Origin of the sequence: Pantoea sp. WMus005, assembly GCF_013415305.1 — a bacterium.
GTDB classification, from domain to species: Bacteria; Pseudomonadota; Gammaproteobacteria; order Enterobacterales; family Enterobacteriaceae; genus Pantoea; species Pantoea rara.
In genome coordinates, this window is the sequence record NZ_JACBXU010000028.1 from 1 (window position 1) to 260 (window position 260).

The window sequence follows — 260 nt, forward strand, 5'->3', positions numbered from 1 at the left end:
GGTTCATATCACCTTACCGTCGCTTTACGCAGATTAGCACGTCCTTCATCGCCTCTGACTGCCTGGGCATCCACCGTGTACGCTTAGTCGCTTAACCTCACAACCCACAGGCGTTTTGCAACGCTTGTAAGTTACGAGCATTTGAGAGACTCGAACGCATCGTGCTTTTCATTCTTATTACGGAGAATGAAAACGACGCGTCGTTTCAATTTTCAGCTTGTTCCGGATTGTTAAAGAGCAAATATCTCAAACGCGCCACG

At 47.7% G+C, this 260-nt stretch carries 1 rRNA gene; it reads right to left on the bottom strand.

Annotated features, from left to right (window positions below):
- Positions 1-97 (bottom strand): 23S ribosomal RNA (locus HZZ01_RS20780); the annotation flags it as partial.
- Between the last annotated feature and the right edge of the window lie 163 nt (positions 98-260).